The organism is Pseudomonas sp. Irchel s3b5 (assembly GCF_900187435.1).
GTDB lineage: Bacteria > Pseudomonadota > Gammaproteobacteria > Pseudomonadales > Pseudomonadaceae > Aquipseudomonas.
On the sequence record NZ_FYDY01000008.1, the window covers coordinates 205,416 to 219,674 of the forward strand.

At 58.4% G+C, this 14,259-nt stretch carries 15 protein-coding genes; 5 read left to right on the forward strand and 10 right to left on the reverse strand.

What is annotated here, in order from left to right; translation table 11 throughout:
• The first annotated feature begins 4 nt into the window (after nt 1-4).
• On the forward strand, nt 5-478 hold the full coding sequence (locus CKW15_RS12100) for a peroxiredoxin (RefSeq protein ID WP_095060286.1): 474 nt from the start codon (nt 5-7) through the stop codon (nt 476-478).
• Between the two features lie 72 nt (nt 479-550).
• Here CKW15_RS12100 and CKW15_RS12105 read toward each other — a convergent pair whose 3' ends face one another.
• Together CKW15_RS12105 and CKW15_RS12110 are read right to left on the reverse strand one after the other, a co-directional pair.
• Nucleotides 551-1,621 (reverse strand): AI-2E family transporter, encoded by a 1,071-nt coding sequence (locus tag CKW15_RS12105; RefSeq protein ID WP_095060284.1) that lies wholly within the window; start codon nt 1,619-1,621, stop codon nt 551-553.
• A gap of 32 nt (nt 1,622-1,653) precedes the next feature.
• Nucleotides 1,654-1,893 (reverse strand): sulfurtransferase TusA family protein, encoded by a 240-nt coding sequence (locus CKW15_RS12110; RefSeq protein WP_095060282.1) that lies wholly within the window; start codon nt 1,891-1,893, stop codon nt 1,654-1,656.
• 99 nt (nt 1,894-1,992) lie between these two features.
• Between CKW15_RS12110 and CKW15_RS12115 the strand changes: the two genes are divergently transcribed.
• Nucleotides 1,993-3,426: a M48 family metalloprotease gene (locus CKW15_RS12115; protein ID WP_095060280.1), complete on the forward strand. Its 1,434-nt coding sequence runs from the start codon at nt 1,993-1,995 to the stop codon at nt 3,424-3,426.
• A 63-nt stretch (nt 3,427-3,489) separates the two neighbouring features.
• Here CKW15_RS12115 and CKW15_RS12120 read toward each other — a convergent pair whose 3' ends face one another.
• The 4 genes from CKW15_RS12120 to rpoE form a co-directional block, all read right to left on the reverse strand.
• On the reverse strand, nt 3,490-4,917 hold the full coding sequence (locus tag CKW15_RS12120) for a DegQ family serine endoprotease (protein ID WP_095060278.1): 1,428 nt from the start codon (nt 4,915-4,917) through the stop codon (nt 3,490-3,492).
• A gap of 178 nt (nt 4,918-5,095) precedes the next feature.
• Nucleotides 5,096-6,055, reverse strand: coding sequence for a MucB/RseB C-terminal domain-containing protein (locus tag CKW15_RS12130; protein WP_095060274.1), 960 nt, complete (start codon nt 6,053-6,055; stop codon nt 5,096-5,098).
• A gap of 8 nt (nt 6,056-6,063) precedes the next feature.
• Nucleotides 6,064-6,651: a sigma-E factor negative regulatory protein gene (locus tag CKW15_RS12135; protein WP_095060272.1), complete on the reverse strand. Its 588-nt coding sequence runs from the start codon at nt 6,649-6,651 to the stop codon at nt 6,064-6,066.
• 31 nt (nt 6,652-6,682) lie between these two features.
• Nucleotides 6,683-7,264, reverse strand: a complete 582-nt coding sequence (gene rpoE, locus CKW15_RS12140) for an RNA polymerase sigma factor RpoE (protein WP_003172477.1) — start codon at nt 7,262-7,264, stop codon at nt 6,683-6,685.
• Nucleotides 7,265-7,817: 553 nt separating this feature from the next.
• On the opposite strand from rpoE, the gene nadB reads away from it, so the two are divergent.
• The gene (gene nadB, locus CKW15_RS12145) at nt 7,818-9,434 is read left to right on the forward strand and encodes an L-aspartate oxidase (protein ID WP_095060270.1); all 1,617 of its coding nucleotides are present in this window, start codon (nt 7,818-7,820) and stop codon (nt 9,432-9,434) included.
• Here the strand turns inward: nadB and CKW15_RS12150 are convergent.
• Both CKW15_RS12150 and CKW15_RS12155 read right to left on the reverse strand, forming a co-directional pair.
• On the reverse strand, nt 9,403-9,855 hold the full coding sequence (locus tag CKW15_RS12150) for a protein YgfX (protein WP_095060268.1): 453 nt from the start codon (nt 9,853-9,855) through the stop codon (nt 9,403-9,405). The two genes, nadB and CKW15_RS12150, sit on opposite strands and share 32 nt — an antisense overlap.
• Entirely contained in the window at nt 9,839-10,093 is a 255-nt protein-coding gene (locus CKW15_RS12155) for a succinate dehydrogenase assembly factor 2 (protein WP_095060266.1), read from the reverse strand. The genes CKW15_RS12150 and CKW15_RS12155 overlap by 17 nt, the downstream gene beginning before the upstream one ends.
• Nucleotides 10,094-10,242: 149 nt before the next feature.
• Between CKW15_RS12155 and CKW15_RS12160 the strand changes: the two genes are divergently transcribed.
• Nucleotides 10,243-11,184, forward strand: a complete 942-nt coding sequence (locus CKW15_RS12160) for a folate-binding protein YgfZ (RefSeq protein WP_095060264.1) — start codon at nt 10,243-10,245, stop codon at nt 11,182-11,184.
• Nucleotides 11,185-11,218: 34 nt separating this feature from the next.
• On the forward strand, nt 11,219-12,040 hold the full coding sequence (locus tag CKW15_RS12165) for an HDOD domain-containing protein (RefSeq protein WP_095060262.1): 822 nt from the start codon (nt 11,219-11,221) through the stop codon (nt 12,038-12,040).
• A gap of 35 nt (nt 12,041-12,075) precedes the next feature.
• Here CKW15_RS12165 and CKW15_RS12170 read toward each other — a convergent pair whose 3' ends face one another.
• Both CKW15_RS12170 and CKW15_RS12175 read right to left on the reverse strand, forming a co-directional pair.
• Nucleotides 12,076-13,464 (reverse strand): sensor histidine kinase, encoded by a 1,389-nt coding sequence (locus tag CKW15_RS12170; protein ID WP_095060260.1) that lies wholly within the window; start codon nt 13,462-13,464, stop codon nt 12,076-12,078.
• Nucleotides 13,457-14,128 (reverse strand): response regulator, encoded by a 672-nt coding sequence (locus CKW15_RS12175; protein ID WP_007979804.1) that lies wholly within the window; start codon nt 14,126-14,128, stop codon nt 13,457-13,459. Before CKW15_RS12175 ends, CKW15_RS12170 begins: the two co-directional genes overlap by 8 nt.
• Nucleotides 14,129-14,259 lie beyond the last annotated feature (131 nt).

A 14,259-nucleotide genomic window follows, 5' to 3' on the forward strand; every position in this document is an offset into this window, starting at 1 on the left:
TCTCATGGCGGTTGCCATCGACCAACCGGTTGCCGATTTCGAAGCACCCGCCACCAGCGGGCAAACCGTCAGTCTTGCGGGCCTGAAGGGCAAGCAGGTGGTGATCTACTTCTACCCGAAGGACAGCACACCGGGCTGCACGACCCAGGGCCAAGGCTTTCGGGATCAGCTGGAGGCTTTCAAAGCCGCGAACACCGAAGTGTTCGGCGTTTCCCGAGACAGCCTCAAGTCCCACGAAAACTTCAAAGCCAAGCAAGCGTTCACTTTCGAGCTGATCAGCGACAAAGAGGAAGCGCTCTGCCAGCTGTTCGACGTGATCAAGCTGAAAAAGCTCTACGGCAAGGAATACATGGGCGTGGATCGCAGCACGTTCCTGATCGACAAGGATGGCGTGCTGCGTCAGGAATGGCGCGGTGTGAAGGTGCCCGGGCATGTTGACGCTGTTTTGGCGGCGGCCCAGGCACTGAATAAAGCCTGATTCCTAAAAGATCGCAGCCTGCGGCAGCTACGGGATTACATATTCCCACGCAGGCTGCGATCTTTTTACAATCTAAAGCAGCGGTGCCACCACAGGCTCTTTACGCGGCCAGGCATCCAGCACGGCCTTGAACAGTGTCGCCAGGGGGATCGCAAAGAACACACCCCAAAAGCCCCACAACCCACCAAACAACAAGACCGCGCAGATGATCGCAACCGGGTGCATGTTGACGGCTTCCGAGAACAACAGTGGCACCAGCACGTTGCCATCCAGCGTCTGGATGATCCCGTACACCGCCATCAAATAAATGAACTGATCGCTCCAACCCCACTGGAACAGTGCAATCAGAAACACCGGCACCGTCACCACGACAGCCCCGACATACGGCACTACCACCGAAATCCCCACCAGCAACGCCAGCAGCGCCGCATAGTTGAGCTCGAGGACAACGAAGGCGACGTAGGTCACGCCGCCGCAAATGAAAATCTCAATGACCTTGCCGCGAATGTAATTGGCAATCTGCCGGTTCATGTCACGGGCGACACGGGTAATCAACGCCCGCTCACGAGGCAGATAACCGCGCACCCACTCACCGATCATTGCGCGATCCTTGAGAAAGAAGAACACCAGGATCGGCACCAACACCAGATAGATCATGATGTTCACCAGCAGAGGCAGGCTCGACAGTGAAAAGGTCAGCGCCAACTGGCCGAACTTGCCGATCTCGCCCCGTGCCACTTCGATGACCCGCAACACCTGCTCGTCGGACACCAGATGCGGATAACGTTCGGGCAACAGCAACAAAAGCGACTGCCATTTGGCGAGCATGCCTGGCAACTCGTTGAACAGCGTGATCAGTTGATGCCACAGCAGCGGCACGACCACCACGATGAAGACCAGAAGCAACCCCATGAACAACGCAAAAACCAGCCCCACCGCCACCCCGCCGGGAACGCGCAGGCGCTCGAGAGACACCACCAACCCCTGCATCAGATACGCCAGCACCATCCCCGCCAGAACCGGCGCGAGCATGCCGCCCAGCGTGAGGACAGCGGTGAACGCCAGAAACAGCAGGACAGCCAGCACCACCGCCTCTTCATCGGAGAAATAGCGCTGAATCCAGTCGCGTAACACTTTGAACATCAACATTCCTTAAGAACAAAACGCCGCAGATTTCAGGCTTTTTTCAACCAATAGCGGTATACACCCGCCTCATCTTCTTCACGAAGCAGCGTATGACCGGCCAATCGGGCAAAGGTGCGAAAGTCACGCTGAGAACCCGCATCGGTGGCAACCACCTTGAGCACCGCGCCGCTGGCCATCCGATTGAGCTCCATCTTGGCCTTGAGCAAAGGCAAAGGGCAATTCAGGCCGCTGGCGTCCAGCTCAACGTCATGCTCTACAGCGTCGATCATTGCATCACTCCGGGTTCAGGTGGTTGAGTCGCCTAGAATATCTGGTCGCAGCGCTGGTGTCCGGCTACAGTAAGGTCTTTGTCTTCTAAGGCTTTGTGCATGACTTTTTTGCGCCCTACCCTGCTGACGCTCGCTTGCCTGCTTGCCTCACCGGGCTTCGCCGACGACTTGCCGTCACTCGGCGACGCCAGTTCTGCCATTGTCTCGCCCCAACAGGAACACCAGTTAGGGCGCGCCTGGTTGGCAATGCTGCGCAGTCAGGTATCGCAACTCAACGACCCGCAGCTCAAGGACTATGTCGAATCCAGTGTTTATCGGCTGGTTGAAACCAGCCAGGTCAGTGACCGGCGCCTGGAGTTCATCCTGATCAACAGCCCACAGCTCAACGCCTTTGCAGCGCCGGGCGGGATTGTCGGGGTCAACGGCGGTTTGTTCCTTAACGCCCAGAGCGAAGGCGAGTATGCCTCGGTGATGGCCCACGAATTGGCTCACTTGTCGCAACGCCACTTCGCCCGGGGCGTCGAAGCCCAGCAACGTATGCAAGTGCCAATGATGGCGGCCCTGCTGGCCGGCATCGTGATTGCCGCAGCAGGTGCCGGCGACGCCGGGATCGCCGCCATCGCAGGCACCCAGGCAGCGGCGATTCAGGAACAGCGTCGGTTCTCACGCCAGAATGAACAGGAAGCCGACCGCATTGGCATCGTCAATCTGGAAAAAGCCGGTTACGACCCTCGATCAATGCCTAGCATGTTCGAGCGCCTGGGCCGTCAGTATCGCTTCGACGCCAAGCCGCCGGAATTCCTGCTGACTCACCCAGTCACCGAATCTCGGATCGCCGACACCCGCAACCGCGCCGAGCAGGCCCCAAAAGGTGGCATCGAAGACTCCCTGCGCTATCAGTTGATTCGCGCACGCGTCCAGCTGATCTATGAAGAAACCCCGGGATTGGGCGCCAAACGCTTCCGCGCCTTACTTGATGAAAACCCGAAAAGTGACGTCGCGCGTTATGGCTTGGCTATCGCTCAGATCAAGGGCGGTCAACTGAATGAGGCCCGTGAGAATCTCAAGTTGCTCCTGGCCAAGGCGCCAAACGAGATCATCTACAACCTCGCTCAAGTCGATCTGGACATCACCAACAATCGCTTGCCGGACGCCCAGTCCCGGGTTGACCGGATGCTGGCCCAGTATCCCGGCAATTATCCGCTGAACCAGATGCGCGTCGATTTGTTGCTGAAACAGAACCGCACCGCCGATGCGGAGAAGGCCCTCGAAGGTCTGCTCAAGTCGCGCCCGGACGATCCGGACGTGTGGTATCAGGTCGCGGAGACTCGTGGCCTGTCCGGAAACATCATCGGCCTGCATCAGGCGCGCGCCGAATACTTTGCGCTGGTCGGCGACTATCGCCAGGCCATCCAGCAGCTGGACTTCGCCAAGCGCAAGGCGGGTACCAACTTCCCGCTGTCGTCACGGATCGATGCACGCCAACGCGAGCTGATGGAGCAAGAGCGCATGATCAAGGACATGATGGGCTGATTTGTTTCAGTCATAAAAAAACCGCCTCTTTCGAGGCGGTTTTTTATTCAGCCAACAACCGGATTACTCAGCCAGTTTGAAGGTGATGAAGCTGGCGCGACCTTGACGCAATACTCGCATCGACACCGAACGGTTCTTCGGCAACGCCTTGGCGATTTCCGCGAACTCCTTGGTGGAGCCAATGGCCTGATTGTTCAGATGTGTGATCACATCACCCGGCTGCAAGCCGATCAGGGCAGCAGGACCGTCCTGGACTTCCTTGATCAACACACCGCCCTTGAGGTCGTAGGTTTTTTTCTGCTCGTCGGTCAATTCGACGACAGACACGCCCAAACGGTTGCTGCTGCGTTCAACGCTGGATTTAGGCAGTCCATCCAGTTCTTTGTCTTCATCCGGAATAGCGCCAACTGTCAGCGCGACATTCTTGCGCTTGCCGTCGCGAATCACTTCCAGATCAGCTTTCGCGCCTTCCTTCAATGCACCCACCAAATGCGGCAGATCCGCCGACATGACGATCGGTTGACCATTCATGCTCAGAATCACGTCACCGACCTGCAAACCGCCCTTGGCAGCCGGACCATCGTCCTGGATCTGAGCCACCAGCGCACCGGCTGGTTTATCCAGACCGAACGACTCAGCCAGATCCTTGCTCACTTCCTGAATCACGACACCCAACCAGCCACGGCTGACTTTTCCGCCGGATTTCAGCTGATTGGAAACGTCCATGGCCACGTCGATAGGGATCGCGAACGACACCCCCATGAAGCCACCGGAACGGGTGTAGATCTGCGAGTTGATCCCGACCACTTCACCGTTCAGGTTGAACAACGGACCACCGGAGTTACCCGGGTTGATCGGCACGTCAGTCTGAATGAATGGCACATAGTTTTCGTTAGGCAGACTGCGACCGACGGCACTGACGATGCCTTGGGTGACGGTGTGGTCAAAGCCGAATGGCGAGCCAATCGCGACAACCCACTGACCAGCCTTGAGGTCCTGGGATTTACCGAGTTTCAGGACCGGCAGGTCCTTGCCTTCGATTTTCAGCAACGCCACGTCAGAACGCGGATCGGTGCCAACCAGCTTCGCTTTCATTTCACTGCGGTCAGCGAGACGCACGAGTATTTCGTCGGCATCGGCAATCACATGATTGTTGGTCAGGATGTAGCCGTCAGGTGAAATGATGAAACCCGACCCCAGAGAGGTCGCTTCGCGCTGACGATCACGGGGCGATCGAGATTGAGGCGGCGGCATGCCCCGCTCGAAGAACTCGCGCAGCATCGGTGGCAAGCCTTCGAGATCAGGCATTTGCTGGTTTACTTTGCGATCCGGCAGCTTTTGCGTGGTACTGATGTTCACTACCGCAGGCGAGGCCTGCTCGACCAGCTGCGTGAAGTCAGGCAATTCGACCGCTTGCGCGGTGACCGCCTGACCGAGTAACAGCACAGTGGCAAAGATGGAAAGATAAGACTTCAAGCTTGGTATCGACATACGGCTCCCGTTACGACGAGCAGGGTTAAGCGATATGGAGCAAGGAACACCGGGAACAATACGCCGGTATTTTTGTTCCGGGAACAACAAACAAGGCCAGAGCCGAGGGGCTCTGACCTATAAAAAATTTTGGGGGATTTTGCAAACTGAAATGCTCACCAAACATTTCGATTTCAGCTCACTGCTTGGTTGCAGTAGCGTCGGTGCGCATTGAAAGCGCGATTCGTTCAGCAGTACCCAGCGGTATCTCACCGACAACGGTCACCATCATATCGCCCTGGGCCGTGGTCAAGCGCCGGGACACTGCAACGGTAGGCCCTAATTGAGTGCGGGTATCGATGACCGGGGCACCATTCAGCGGCTCGAGGAACACCGAGAAGCGCGCCAGACCATCGTCATACATCAGGCTATTGACCTGAGCTTTGGTGGCCGGGTCTTTGCGTGCGGCACTGGCAATCAGCTCGAAACCTGGGGGCAACCAGTCAGAGTGCCAAACCTGCGCCACCTTGACGGCGGAAGCCTTGTCACTTTCGAGTTTGACCGGTTTGCAATCGGCGCCTGGCTGCAACTCGCTGTCGGATGGGGCCTGCGCGGTATCCAGTCGCGTGAACTGGAAACGCTCCAACAATTGCCCCTTGTCGCTCAGCAACAAGGATTTGAGTGGCAGGCCGGTTTCTTTGTCCAGATGCAGTTCAAAACCGTAACGATGCTGGTCGCGGGGCTTCAGCGATACAATCACTGCGGGGCGACCCGCCACGCGCGACTTGCCGACAACCGCAAGGTCATACCAATTCTTGAGCTTTTGTGGATCGAGTGCGCGAGCGGCAGAATTGGGAGAGTCCCCCAGTCCTGCTATCAACATGCCGCTGACGCATTGAGTATTCCCATCAATGCGCACAACTTCCTGGGCAGAGCCATCGAGCTGGAGCAACCGCTCATGGACTTTGCCATCCTGGACGCGATGCCAGATGTTGTGGGTAGAAAAACTACCGTTACGCTCGTAGACGAAAGTACCCTGAAAGCTTTGCTGTCGCTCGGCCTGGCCAAGACGGTTCAACCAGTCCTGAGCGTCATCGGCGTGGGCTGGAACAATGAACCAGCCACTGAGCAGAAGCGTAAGTAGAGGTATGGCGCGCATGATCCTCCTTAACGGTTTTCCAGGCTTGCAGCACGAGCGTAAGGCAGCGCGCTCTCAGTTCCTTTCAATGCAGCCTGTTGTGCATGTTGGCGCAAGTAACCTGGCAGACGTTGATCGTTCAAGCCTGGCTGGCCTTGCAATACGCCATTGGCCATTGGGCCGGTAGCTTCCGAGCTCTCATTATAGCCGGCCAAAACAGCTGGGCCTTTTACTTGAGGAACGGCCAGGCCAGGCTGGGTGGAGTGCTGCGCGAGTTCAACACCGGCGATCTCGTCCTGGTTGTACAGGCGAACACCCGCCAACACCGCAAGGGTCACCGAAGCTGCGACCGCCAGACGACCCAGGCTGCGCCATGGTCCACGGGAGGCTTTTGCCGGTACGGCTTCGTCAGCCAGCGCAGCAGAAACAGCCGCTGCGATGTCCAGGCGTGGAAGCAGCAGATCCTTGTGCATCACTGCCCGAGCGATCTGATAACGAGCCCAGGTGTCACGGGTTTCAACATCGTCACAGGCATTCAATACCCGACGCAATTCCAATTCGTCCGCTTCGTTATCCATCACTGCGGACAGCGATTCCTGCAGGGCTTCACGACTCATGGCGTTCCTCTCTTGGCTGTCGCCGCTGTCTTTAGTTTTCCTGCAACAACGGCTGCAGGGCTTTATCGATGGCCTCCCGGGCGCGGAAGATCCGGGAGCGCACGGTGCCCACAGGACATTGCATAACGCTCGCAATGTCCTCGTAACTCAGACCATCAAACTCACGTAAAGTTAACGCCGTACGCAAATCTTCCGGCAGTTGCTGAATGGTTCGATGGACGGTGCCTTCGATCTCATCCCGCAGCAAAGCCCGCTCTGGCGACTCGAGATCCTTGAGGCCATGATCGCCATCGTAGAACTCTGCATCCTCGGAACTGACATCGCTATCCGGCGGCCGACGGCCGCGTGAAACCAGATAGTTTTTCGCCGTGTTGATGGCGATGCGGTAAAGCCACGTGTAAAACGCGCTGTCTCCGCGGAAATTTCCTAGCGCACGGTAGGCCTTGATAAAGGCTTCCTGCGCCACATCCTGGGCTTCATGGGTGTCGTGCACAAAACGCACGATCAACCCGAGAATTTTGTGCTGGTATTTCAGCACTAGCAGATCGAAAGCACGCTTGTCGCCGCGCTGAACGCGTTCGACCAGTTGCTGATCCTCTTCCTGGGTTAGCATGAACACTCCTCGATAAGCTCGGAGGAGGCTTGCAGAACTAAACCACCAGACTTGCAAACATAGACTCGGGCTTTTCGCAAAAGTTCTCCCCCTCCAGGCAAGTTTCCTGCGGGCTCTGATTTGGCACGCACGAAAAGCGCAGCGCGAGTTGACCCGGCTGCGCGAATAATCTTGTCATCGGATTCTTCAGCAAGGATCAAACACCGATCCCGCAACGAAACCGACACTGTCCCTTGATTCAGGCAACGGTCTATTGATCTTGGCACTTTGGCAAAAGTTCCAATTATTTATAGCTGTGCTGTCCCGACATTGTGCAACCGTGCAGGGAAAAACACTGTTAAATCGACGATACAGTCTTCGTGTCGCCTAAAAGGCAGAAAATCCACCCGACGAAGCGTCCGGTATTTTCCGTCACAGTAGTTTCACAATGCCATGCTCGCTCGGGTATTGTGCCGCTCCCCTCCTCTATATACTAGTGGGCTGTGCGGCTGCCTTGACTCGCCAGTCCAGGTGCGCCAACCCCGACCCGGGTCGCTTTGAGCGGAATCCTGAAATGAGCCAACAGTTTCAACACGATGTTCTGGTAATCGGCAGCGGCGCTGCCGGCTTGAGCCTTGCGCTGACCTTGCCCGGTCATTTGCGCATCGCGGTACTGAGCAAGGGCAACCTCGCCAATGGCTCGACCTTCTGGGCGCAAGGTGGTGTCGCGGCTGTACTGGATGACACCGATACCGTTGAGTCCCATGTCGATGACACACTCAACGCGGGCGGTGGCCTGTGTCATGAAGATGCCGTGCGTTTCACCGTCGAGCACAGCAAGGAAGCCATCCAATGGCTGATCGACCAGGGCGTCCCTTTCACCCGTGATGAGCACTCGAGCACAGACGATGGCGGGTTCGAGTTTCATCTGACCCGTGAAGGCGGCCACAGTCATCGGCGCATCATCCACGCCGCGGATGCGACGGGCGCGGCGATTTTCAGAACCTTGCTCGATCAAGCCGGGAAAAGACCCAACATCGAATTGCTGGAACAGCGGGTTGCGGTCGATCTGATCACCGAAAAACGCCTGGGCCTGGAAGGCGATCGCTGCCTCGGCGCCTATGTGCTCAATCGCGGCACCGGCCAGGTCGACACTTACGGCGCACGTTTTGTCATTCTCGCGTCCGGCGGCGCCGCCAAGGTCTACCTCTATACCAGCAACCCTGACGGTGCCTGCGGCGATGGCATTGCCATGGCCTGGCGCTCGGGCTGCCGGGTGGCGAACCTGGAGTTCAACCAGTTCCACCCGACTTGCCTTTATCACCCGCAGGCCAAGAGTTTCCTGATCACCGAAGCCCTGCGCGGCGAAGGGGCGCACCTGAAACTGCCCAACGGCGAACGCTTCATGCAGCGTTTCGACCCCCGGGCCGAGCTGGCGCCACGGGACATCGTCGCCCGGGCCATCGACCATGAGATGAAGCGTCTGGGCGTCGACTGTGTCTATCTGGACATCAGCCATAAACCTGAAGCATTCATCAAGACGCACTTCCCGACGGTGTACGAGCGCTGCCTCGAGTTTTCGATCGATATCACCAAACAACCGATCCCGGTGGTGCCGGCGGCGCACTACACCTGTGGAGGCGTGATGGTCGATCAACGGGGCCGCACCGACGTGCCGGGCCTGTATGCGATTGGCGAAACCAGTTTCACCGGCCTGCATGGTGCCAATCGCATGGCCAGCAACTCACTGCTGGAATGCTTTGTGTATGCGCGATCGGCGGCAGCGGACATTATTGAGCAATTGCCCCGCGTAACCATGCCGGCCCTCCTTCCCACCTGGGACGCGAGCCAGGTCACCGATTCCGATGAAGACGTGATCATTGCGCACAACTGGGATGAGCTTCGGCGATTCATGTGGGACTACGTCGGCATCGTGCGCACCAACAAACGCCTGCAACGGGCTCAACACCGCGTGCAACTGTTGCTCGATGAAATTGACGAGTTCTACAGTAACTACAAGGTCAGCCGGGATCTGATCGAATTGCGCAACCTGGCCCAGGTCGCCGAGCTGATGATCCTGTCAGCCATGGAACGCAAGGAAAGCCGAGGCCTGCATTACACCCTCGACTACCCGGACCTGTTGCCGGTCGCGCTGGACACTATTCTGGTGCCGCCCACCTACGCCGGCTGAACTTGAGCCGGACCCGCAGGCGTCGGTGCACATCCGCCGCCTGCGAATCCCGGGGCACGCAAATGGCCCTGACCCGGCGCTCGCCACTCAACCGAAATCGCAACACCACGACCAACGGTAACGCCAGGCTGTCCGGCCGCAGCTGCACCGGCTGCCATCCCCCCGCCCGACTCCATAATTGCCAGCCATCGGCATCGCGACGCAAGCCGCAGAATGCCTGCGGATGCGTCAGCAAGATTTGCCGGGGCAACAACCAGATACCGTGAGCCACGCACAGCAAAGCCCCGAGTACGCTGGCCCAGAGCGCAATAGACAGTAGAAACAGCGAACCCAGCGCGAACAGCTGAGCCAACAGATACGCCGCCAGCAACTGCCGTGAGGCATGCCAGCGGCATTCGAACGCATTACTTGGGTTGGACACGATCCAGAATCATGCGAACCATGCGCTGAAGCTCCGGATCTTCCGATTCGGTACGCTCCATGAACCAACCGAACATGTCCTGATCTTCAGACGTCAACAGGCGGACGTACAACGCTCGATCCACCTCGTTGAGCGTTGCGTAAACCTCTTTCGTGAACGGTACCAGCAACACGTCAAGCTCAAGCATGCCGCGGCGGCTGTGCCAGTAGAGGCGATTCAGTTCTACATCTTCGACCATGGAGCGCTCCTCAAATAGGCCGCAAGTATACAGGCCCGATCCTCACCGAACAGTCGGCTTTGGTCGGTCACCGACGATCCTTTGTTAACTACCCATTTCGAAGGCGCCCCCTTATGATGTCTACCAGACTTTTTACCCTGCGATGACCCATGGCCGATTCTGCTTTTTTCTGCTCCCTGTCTCACGAAGGTGTTCTCGCGGTTCGCGGCGCGGACGCTGGCAAGTTCCTGCAAGGCCAACTGACCTGCAATCTCAATTACCTGAGCGACGCCCGGTCCAGCCTCGGCGCGCGCTGCACGCAAAAAGGCCGGATGCAATCGAGTTTTCGCATCCTGCTTGAAGGTGATGGTGTGCTCATGGCCATGGCCACCGAGTTGCTGGAGCCTCAACTGGCAGACCTGAAAAAATACGCGGTGTTCTCCAAGTCCAAATTGACCGATGAAAGCGCTGCGTGGGTCCGCTTCGGCATTGAGCGTGGCGAAGCGGCACTGGGTCGTCTCGGCCTTGAGCTGCCGACAGAAACCGACAGCGTTGTACGCAACGATGGTTTGATCGCGATTCGCGTCTCGCCAGAACGGGCCGAGTTGTGGGTCGCCGCCGATCAGGCCGATGCCATCAAGGGCACATTATCCGCCGACTTGAGCGAAGGCGATTTGAACCAATGGCTGCTGGGCCAGGTTCGCGCCGGGATCGGCCAGGTCATGCCGGGCACCCGCGAGCTGTTCATCCCGCAGATGCTCAACCTGCAGGCTGTTGGTGGCGTGAGTTTCAAGAAAGGCTGTTACACCGGCCAGGAAATCGTCGCGCGGATGCAGTATCTGGGCAAACTCAAGCGCCGCTTGTATCGTCTGCAACTCAGTGCCGACGAATTGCCGGAGCCGGGCATCCAGCTGTTTTCTTCGACCCATGGCAGCTCCATCGGCGAAGTGGTGATTGCCGCCCGCGCCGGGCAAAACATTGAACTCCTGGCTGTGTTGCAAGCCGAAGCAGCAGAAAGTGGGGATATCCACTTGGGGGCGCTTGAAGGTCCCTCCTTACAGCTGCTCGACCTGCCCTATGAACTGGACCGCGATCGCGAAATCCAGCAATAACGGCAGCACTTGACGCAACACCTAGAGAAACTAAATGAGCGAGCTGGCGGAAAAGATCCAACAGGATTTGGTTGAGGCCATCAATAACGATGACCTGGTTCTGCCAACGTTGCCGGAAGTGGCCCTGCAAATTCGCAAGGCCGCTGAAAACCCGGAAGTCAGCGTCAGTACCCTGAGCAAAGTGATCGGTCGCGATACCGCGCTGTCGGCGCGCCTGATCAAAGTGGTCAACAGCCCGCTGTTGCGTGCCACCCAGGAAGTGACCGATCTGCACACCGCAATCACACGCCTGGGCATCAACTACAGCTGTAACCTGGCCATCGGGCTGGTGATGGAGCAGATTTTTCATGCCCGCTCCGATGTCGTGGAGCAGAAAATGCGCGATGTCTGGCGCAAAAGCCTGGAAATTGCCGGGGTCAGCTATGCCCTGTGTCGCCGTTACACCCGGCTTAAACCCGATCAAGCCGCGCTCGGCGGGCTGGTGCACCAGATTGGCGTGCTGCCGATCCTGACCTATGCCGAAGACCATTATGAATTGTTGTCCGACCCCGTCAGCCTCAATCACGTGATCGACGAAATACATCCACTGATTGGCGAAAAACTGCTCAAAGTCTGGGAGTTTCCAAACAAGCTCGTACAAGTGCCGCGGCTATACCTGGACTTCAAACGCCACTCTGCACAGGTCGATTATGCGGACCTGGTGCAGATTGCCAGCCTGTATTGCCACAAGGATACCGACCATCCATTCGCCCGCGTCGATGTCTTGAACGTGCCGGCACTCAAGACGCTGGGCATCGACTTTGACGACAAGGTGCTGTGCGACGATCTGGAAGAAACCCGTTCGATGTTTTACTGAACATGAATGCCAGCCCCCTAGTCACAGATAGAGTGTTACTCCCCCGCAGTAAAACTCACCCGCACCTTCAACCCTGCGTGCTCTCCATCATGCAGGCTGATTTGCGCCAGATGTGCGCGGCAGATTTCTCCGACAATCGCCAACCCCAAACCTGATCCGGCGACATGCTGATTTCGCCGGTAAAACCGCTCGAACACCCGGCCACGCTCTTCAGCGGGAATGCCCGGGCCGTCATCTTCGACCTCCAGCACCGCCGGTGCGGTAACACGCAAAATCACATTGCCACCCGTTGGCGTGTGGGCCAGGGCGTTGTCCACCAGATTGCTCAGCAGTTCATTCAGCAATGTCGGCTCGCCTCGCATCCATACCGGTTCGTCTGCCTCCAGCGCCAGTGCGACGCCACGTTTGTGGGCCAGCGGTGCCATGGCCATGCCCAGCTCACGCGCCAACTGACTCAGATCCAGCAACTGCGCGCCACCCTCGGCAATCGCCCGGGCGCCATTTTCGACCCGCGCCAGAGAGAGCAGTTGGTTAGCCAGATGGGTCAAGCGATCGGTGCCCTGGGCGGCAGTTTCCAGGGTGCTGCGCCACGTGTCGGGCTCAGCCGAACGCATGCCCAGTTCCAGTCGCGCCTTGAGCGCTGCCAGCGGTGTGCGCAATTCATGGGCGGCATCGGCAATGAACTGCGCCTGGCGCTCGAACTGCTCGCGTAAACGCTCGGTAAAGTGATTGAGCGCACGCACCAGCGGCCACAATTCGCGCTGCACTTCCACCAGGGGCAGCGGCCGCAGATCATCGGGTTGTCGCTCCTCCACCGCCGTGCGCAAGCGTTCCAGCGGACGCAATGCCGCACTGACCGCAAACCACACCAACAACAACGCACCGAGCGCCAGCATGCCCAGGCGCAATAAAGTATCGGCCGCCAGACTGCGGGCCATGCTGACCCGGGCTTCATCGGTTTCCGCCACACGGATTTCCGCCATGCCGTTCATGTTCGGTTCGCTGACCGCCTTGAGCAGGCTGACGACGCGCACGTTCTGCCCCTGATACGTCGCATTGTAGAAGCGGGCCAGGGCAGGATAGTTATCGGTGCGTGGCGTACCCGGTGGCGGTGGCGGAAGGTTTTCATAACCGGAGATCAGCTTCTGGTTGATGTCGTTGACCAGATAAAAAATCCGTCCGGCGCTGTCGTAGGCAAACGTATCGAGGGCCACGTAAGGTACGTCGAGACTGAGGCTGCCGTCGCGTTCGGACAGGCCGGCGGCGATGGTCCGGGCCGACGCCAGCAAGGTCCGGTCATACGCGGTGTCGGCGGCTTCGCGGCCGTTCCAGTAAGCGCTCAATCCACTGGCCAGCATCAACACCACCAGCAACAGTGCGAGGTTCCACAGCAACCGCCAGCGCAGGCTGCTGGGCTTATGCATCGCGGCTTTCCAGTAAATAGCCGAGGCCGCGAAAGGTCACGATGGCAACCGGTTGACCGTCCAGTTTCTTGCGCAAGCGGTGCACGTAGATTTCGATCGCATCGGGGCTGGCTTCTTCGTCGAGGCCGAACACCTGGGACGCCAATTGCTCTTTGCTCATCACCCGACCAGGGCGTGCGATCAGCGCTTCAAGCACCGCTTGCTCGCGGGAGGTCAGGGTCAGCAATTCTTCACCCAGCGTGAAGCGCCGTGTTTCCAGGTCGTAGGCCAGCACACCACAGCGCTGAATACGCTCACCGCCCAACACGCTGCGGCGCAACAAGGCTTTGACCCGGGCTTCGAGTTCAGTGAGTTCAAAAGGCTTGGCCAGGTAATCGTCGGCGCCGAGGTTCAGGCCATGCACCCGATCCTTTACGTCGCTGCGGGCGGTCAGCATCAGGACCGGCAGGTTCTTGCCCCGCGCACGCAGCCGCGCCAGCACTTCGAATCCATCCATGCGCGGCAAGCCGACGTCGAGGATCGCCATGGCGTATTCCTCGCTGCCCAGCGCCAGGTCGGCCGCTACGCCGTCGTGCAGCACATCCACGGTCAGCCCGGTGCTCTTGAGCGCCTGGGCGACACTTTCGGCGAGCTGCAGATGGTCTTCGACGAGCAGGACACGCATGGATTTTTACCTCATTCAGGGATGGTCGACGCCATTCTTTGGCGCGGAGTTTACAGCCGCATCCGCCACTGTGAAGCCTAAAAAAACGCGAAAGTCTTCTGAAAGGTTAGCGAAAGGTTAGCTCGTTAGAG

Bases quoted from the DNA above. Each gene is read 5' to 3' on its own strand.
- CKW15_RS12175 (WP_007979804.1), bottom strand. From the start codon at position 14,128: ATGCGTGTCCTGCTCGTCGAAGACCATCTGCAGCTCGCCGAAAGTGTC.
- CKW15_RS12170 (WP_095060260.1), bottom strand. From the start codon at position 13,464: ATGCATAAGCCCAGCAGCCTGCGCTGGCGGTTGCTGTGGAACCTCGCA.
- CKW15_RS12130 (WP_095060274.1), bottom strand. From the start codon at position 6,055: ATGCGCGCCATACCTCTACTTACGCTTCTGCTCAGTGGCTGGTTCATT.
- CKW15_RS12110 (WP_095060282.1), bottom strand. From the start codon at position 1,893: ATGATCGACGCTGTAGAGCATGACGTTGAGCTGGACGCCAGCGGCCTG.
- CKW15_RS12155 (WP_095060266.1), bottom strand. From the start codon at position 10,093: ATGGTCGAAGATGTAGAACTGAATCGCCTCTACTGGCACAGCCGCCGC.
- rpoE (WP_003172477.1), bottom strand. From the start codon at position 7,264: ATGCTAACCCAGGAAGAGGATCAGCAACTGGTCGAACGCGTTCAGCGC.
- CKW15_RS12105 (WP_095060284.1), bottom strand. From the start codon at position 1,621: ATGTTCAAAGTGTTACGCGACTGGATTCAGCGCTATTTCTCCGATGAA.
- CKW15_RS12100 (WP_095060286.1), top strand. From the start codon at position 5: ATGGCGGTTGCCATCGACCAACCGGTTGCCGATTTCGAAGCACCCGCC.
- CKW15_RS12135 (WP_095060272.1), bottom strand. From the start codon at position 6,651: ATGAGTCGTGAAGCCCTGCAGGAATCGCTGTCCGCAGTGATGGATAAC.
- CKW15_RS12160 (WP_095060264.1), top strand. From the start codon at position 10,243: ATGGCCGATTCTGCTTTTTTCTGCTCCCTGTCTCACGAAGGTGTTCTC.
- nadB (WP_095060270.1), top strand. From the start codon at position 7,818: ATGAGCCAACAGTTTCAACACGATGTTCTGGTAATCGGCAGCGGCGCT.
- CKW15_RS12120 (WP_095060278.1), bottom strand. From the start codon at position 4,917: ATGTCGATACCAAGCTTGAAGTCTTATCTTTCCATCTTTGCCACTGTG.
- CKW15_RS12115 (WP_095060280.1), top strand. From the start codon at position 1,993: ATGACTTTTTTGCGCCCTACCCTGCTGACGCTCGCTTGCCTGCTTGCC.
- CKW15_RS12165 (WP_095060262.1), top strand. From the start codon at position 11,219: ATGAGCGAGCTGGCGGAAAAGATCCAACAGGATTTGGTTGAGGCCATC.